Genomic DNA, 3945 nt, shown 5'->3' with positions numbered 1-3945 from the left:
TATAACAACAAAACCCTTATAATCTATCTCATAAACGGCACGATAATTGCCAATGCGCAATCGATATCTTGGTTTCGAATAACCTGACATGAGTTTTACTCCCGGAATATTGTAAGGATCAGCTTTTAAAGTCTCAAGCCGATCAAGTATTTTCTTATGAGTTTTCTTATCCAGCTTAAATAGATATTTATCTGCTCTATGAGATAAACGAAGCTTATAAACCGGCTTTTTTTCTGTGCTCATCAAAATCTACCCATTTACCCTCTGCTACTTCTTGGGAAGCTAATTCTATTTCAGCTAATTCTTCTTCGGTAAACCCTTCCTCAATATCAATAAGGTCTTCGGCCAATAGTAATTTGATAAACTCTTTAATTTCGGAACGGTTGAGACAACGCACCTGTTCAACAAGTTTTTCAACAGTTGAAGCCGCCATATTATCCCTCCTAGATTTTTTATACAATTATGTTTATTGTTTTCCTTTAAACAATTGAAGAAACTGCGGAGCAGTTTCAACTTCCGGTTTGAACCGCCACCAATCTTGCGGCACCGTATTTTTCCCTTAAACGCGGTTTTTCAATCTTACCGGTGGGATTACGCGGTACTTTATCAAAAATGATTTCCCTCGGACGCTTGTAACGCGGCAAGGGAGCGCAGAATGTCCTTATTTCTTCTTCGGTGCAGCTGTGGCCCGGTTTCAGTTCTAAAATAGCCGCCGCTATTTCCCCCAGACGCTTATCCGGCAATCCAATTACGGCTACATCTTTGATGGCATGGTGCGCACGCAGAAAATCTTCGATTTGCACCGGATATAGATTCTCGCCGCCACTGATAATCACATCTTTTTTCCGGTCCACCAGGTATATAAAACCGTCTTCATCCATCTGGGCCATATCTCCGGTAAATAACCAGCCATCCCGGAGTACTGCCGCTGTTGCTTCGGGATCGTTGTAGTAGCATTTCATCAGTCCCGGTCCTTTGACAGCCAGTTCCCCGACTTCTCCCTGAGTTACAGAACATCCATTCTCGTCAGCAATCTTGAATTCCCAGTTGTAGCCCGGTATGCCGATAGCTCCAACTTTATGAATATTCTCCGTACCTAAATGGACGCATCCGGGACCTATCGATTCGCTCAGGCCATAGTTCGTATCATAAAGATGGTGGGGAAAATACTGCTTCCAGCGTTTGATTAAGCTGGGCGGAACTGGCTGTGCCCCAATATGCATCAGCCTCCACTGGGAAAGATCATAATCATTAAGCTTCACATCCCCTCTTTCAATGGCATCCAGAATATCCTGCGCCCAGGGAACCAAAAGCCAGACAATAGTAATTTTTTCCTCCGAAACCGTTTTTATAATCCATTCAGGTTTTACTCCCCGCAATAATACGGCTTTACTCCCCGCCAGCAAACTGCCGAACCAGTGCATCTTGGCGCCGGTATGATAAAGGGGCGGAATGCATAAAAAATTATCTTCCCGCGATTGCCCGTGGTGATTTTGTTCCGTATAACAGGCGGACATCAGGCTTTGGTGGGTGTGTAAGATGGCTTTGGGAAATCCGGTGGTACCTGAGGAAAAATATATCACTGCGTTATCTTCATCCGTAAGTTTAATCGCTGGGGCTTCAGAGGAACAATTGGCAGTAAGGCGGTCATAGTTTTCCGCAAAAGAAGGGCGATTTTCTCCCGCATAAAAAAGTGGTTTTACTTTCGGTATCTGATTATATATGGTTTCAATCCGACCGATAAATTCCGGCCCGAAAATCAAGGCCCTGGTTTCCGATAACTCCAAACAATACTTGATTTCCTCAGCCGTGTAGCGGAAGTTTAAAGGTACGGCGATAGCTCCGCTTTTTAAAATTCCAAAATAAATCGGCAGCCACTCCAGACAATTCATTAAGAGAATGGCTACCTTATCCCCTTTTTTTATCCCTCTTTTCAGCAGCAGGTTGGCCAGTCGATTGGCTTTCTCGTCAAAAACGCGCCAGGTCATGTCCCGCCGGTATTCCCCCGCCGGGTTATTTTCAATCAGTTCATACTCCAGCCAAGTTACATGATGACTTTCCTGCAGATCCAAATTAATCTCGGTCAGGCATAATTCCTGTCCATAGTTCTCAGCATTGCGCGCCAATATTTCCGTTATGGGCATTTCATCTTTCCTCCCGTTCTACCAAACAACTAAGATATTGTGTTTATGAAATAACAAAGCCGTACTTCAGTCAAAACTCTACAGACAATTATAAAGCAAGGCTGAACAGTTAATCAATACTTTGAAGCTGCCATAGAGAAGATGATAATATCCAGCTGGGCGCGTTCAAACAGCTTCTCAATATCCATGTTGCGGTTATAGCGGTTGACGATGAAATCAATAGCTGTCAGTATCCTGCATTCTTTTGTCAAAGCCTTCGTGACAATCCATTTCATTCATAGATGCTGCCCTCGTTTCTGAGCAAAACTACCAGCCGTCTTTTTATGCCTTTATTTTTTCTCCGCGGGCAGCAATTCCCAGGCGCTGATCAAATGTAAGCAAGCGTATTTCGGGAAGGGCAGCTGTTAATGTGCAAGTCATGGCCAAATGCCACAAATCAGCCCCCCGCAAAGGCCATTTACTACCCAGTCTCTTAATTTGGTCATTATCCGGATTCATGTTGATAGAGTGCCAGGGGCCTTGTTCGAAGGCTTCCAGAGCAGCCTTAACCAGTATTTCCGACAAGTTTCTTTCCCTGTGGATGCGGTTGATCACTGCATAAGTTTCTGCTGCCGCCAGTGAGGATAACAAGTGCAAGCCTTCGCGCCGTGACCAATTCCAGGCCTCCTGGCTGTGAACATCTTTAAAAAGTGCAGAAAGAATAGCTGATGTATCCCAATAAATTACCAGTTTTTCCTCCATTAATCCCGATCCTCCTGTAGATATTTTTGCACTATTCCTTCTTCCACCGGCAGCGGCGGAGGGAGCAGGCGGACGTTTTTAGGTGGAGGATCGAGCAGTCCGTTTCTCTCCAGGTTTTCTATCCTTTGTTCTATTGATAGCGAATCTTCTGTGATGGGAACCAATCTTGCCACCAGAATTCCCCGATCACTGATGGTTATCTCCGCCCCTTTCTGCACCTCTTTCAGCAGGCGGCTAAGATTCGTTTTAGCTTCCCGTATACCCACGATCATCTTGGTCACCAATAAAGCACCTCCTGTAGTAAGTTGTGGCCATTGTGGTCACAGCTAATTGTATGCTATGGAACCACAACTGTCCAGCGCTAAAGTAGTAACCTGGTTTGATATATGTTTGTTCTGCCATCATGGTCTGGTATTCTGTTTTAAGACTTATTACACCAGTAAAATCCTGTCCCCTTGTGAAGCCAAAATAATCGGGGGGCATGAATTATTCCGCTTTCAGTTTCTGTACCTCATCCAATGAAAGGCCCGTGATCTCCGCAACAAATTCCACATCAGCACCTTTCAGCAATGCTGCACGAGCGGTCTCAAATTTGCCTTCCAATTTGCCTTCCGTTTTTGCTTCAAAAAGAGCTGAATTTCTGTCCAATATGGCTTTTCGTCTGAGTTCGTAGAGTTCTCTTTCCCTGGGGTTGGAAGCCATTTGTTCCAATACCTGTTTCGCTTTCCCAATGGCGGGATCTTCTTTGGCCAACCTGTCAAGAAGCTCCATGTCCCATCCTCCCTTCAAAAACACCACCCACCTATCTAACGGGTTGGTATAACTCGCCATTTCTAACTTTAATTTGGGCAACTCGATGAAATGAACTCCGGTTCCAGGTAAGGGTTTAGGATTTTAACATCTACAATCTGTTGTTCTCCAGTCCAGTTTAATACTGCATTAAGAAAACTGAGCAAAATAGTTTTGTTTTCCTGGGAGCCGAATACCTTTTTAAAGACCAGGTCTACCTTGGGGTCCAATATGTCTGGCACATCCATCAGCACCCTTTCCTTATACTTTT

General features: G+C 44.5%; 8 protein-coding genes. All 8 read right to left on the bottom strand.

Going from position 1 to position 3945, the window contains the following annotated elements:
* Nucleotides 1-243, bottom strand: a 243-nt coding sequence (locus PHP87_RS11255; protein ID WP_299921406.1) for a type II toxin-antitoxin system RelE/ParE family toxin, incomplete at its 3' end; no start/stop codon positions are given.
* Nucleotides 215-433 carry a hypothetical protein gene (locus tag PHP87_RS11250; RefSeq protein ID WP_299921403.1) on the bottom strand — a complete coding sequence of 73 codons (219 nt, stop codon included), beginning with the start codon at nucleotides 431-433 and terminating at the stop codon, nucleotides 215-217. The genes PHP87_RS11255 and PHP87_RS11250, both read right to left, overlap by 29 nt.
* Nucleotides 434-509: 76 nt before the next feature.
* Nucleotides 510-2144: a class I adenylate-forming enzyme family protein gene (locus PHP87_RS11245; RefSeq protein WP_299921401.1), complete on the bottom strand. Its 1635-nt coding sequence runs from the start codon at nucleotides 2142-2144 to the stop codon at nucleotides 510-512.
* A 113-nt stretch (nucleotides 2145-2257) separates the two neighbouring features.
* Nucleotides 2258-2419 (bottom strand): hypothetical protein, encoded by a 162-nt coding sequence (locus tag PHP87_RS11240; protein ID WP_299921399.1) that lies wholly within the window; start codon nucleotides 2417-2419, stop codon nucleotides 2258-2260.
* Between the two features lie 46 nt (nucleotides 2420-2465).
* Nucleotides 2466-2885 (bottom strand): type II toxin-antitoxin system VapC family toxin, encoded by a 420-nt coding sequence (locus tag PHP87_RS11235; RefSeq protein WP_299921397.1) that lies wholly within the window; start codon nucleotides 2883-2885, stop codon nucleotides 2466-2468.
* Nucleotides 2885-3157, bottom strand: coding sequence for a type II toxin-antitoxin system Phd/YefM family antitoxin (locus PHP87_RS11230; RefSeq protein WP_299921411.1), 273 nt, complete (start codon nucleotides 3155-3157; stop codon nucleotides 2885-2887). The genes PHP87_RS11235 and PHP87_RS11230 overlap by 1 nt, the downstream gene beginning before the upstream one ends.
* A gap of 214 nt (nucleotides 3158-3371) precedes the next feature.
* Nucleotides 3372-3716: an Rpn family recombination-promoting nuclease/putative transposase gene (locus PHP87_RS11225; RefSeq protein WP_299921408.1), complete on the bottom strand. Its 345-nt coding sequence runs from the start codon at nucleotides 3714-3716 to the stop codon at nucleotides 3372-3374.
* Nucleotides 3717-3724: 8 nt separating this feature from the next.
* The coding region (locus PHP87_RS11220) for a PD-(D/E)XK nuclease family transposase (protein WP_299921395.1) at nucleotides 3725-3945 on the bottom strand (221 nt) is incomplete at its 5' end.

Source organism: Syntrophomonas sp., from assembly GCF_028707975.1.
Taxonomy (GTDB): Bacteria; Bacillota; Syntrophomonadia; order Syntrophomonadales; family Syntrophomonadaceae; genus Syntrophomonas.
The sequence above is the reverse complement of the archived record's forward strand: the minus strand, read 5'-3'. Positions and strand labels throughout refer to the sequence as shown.

Excerpts from the sequence above, each read along its gene's own strand:
- PHP87_RS11250 (WP_299921403.1), bottom strand. The coding sequence starts at position 433 with ATGGCGGCTTCAACTGTTGAAAAACTTGTTGAACAGGTGCGTTGTCTC.
- PHP87_RS11245 (WP_299921401.1), bottom strand. The coding sequence starts at position 2,144 with ATGCCCATAACGGAAATATTGGCGCGCAATGCTGAGAACTATGGACAG.
- PHP87_RS11240 (WP_299921399.1), bottom strand. The coding sequence starts at position 2,419 with ATGAAATGGATTGTCACGAAGGCTTTGACAAAAGAATGCAGGATACTG.
- PHP87_RS11235 (WP_299921397.1), bottom strand. The coding sequence starts at position 2,885 with ATGGAGGAAAAACTGGTAATTTATTGGGATACATCAGCTATTCTTTCT.
- PHP87_RS11230 (WP_299921411.1), bottom strand. The coding sequence starts at position 3,157 with ATGATCGTGGGTATACGGGAAGCTAAAACGAATCTTAGCCGCCTGCTG.
- PHP87_RS11225 (WP_299921408.1), bottom strand. The coding sequence starts at position 3,716 with ATGGCGAGTTATACCAACCCGTTAGATAGGTGGGTGGTGTTTTTGAAG.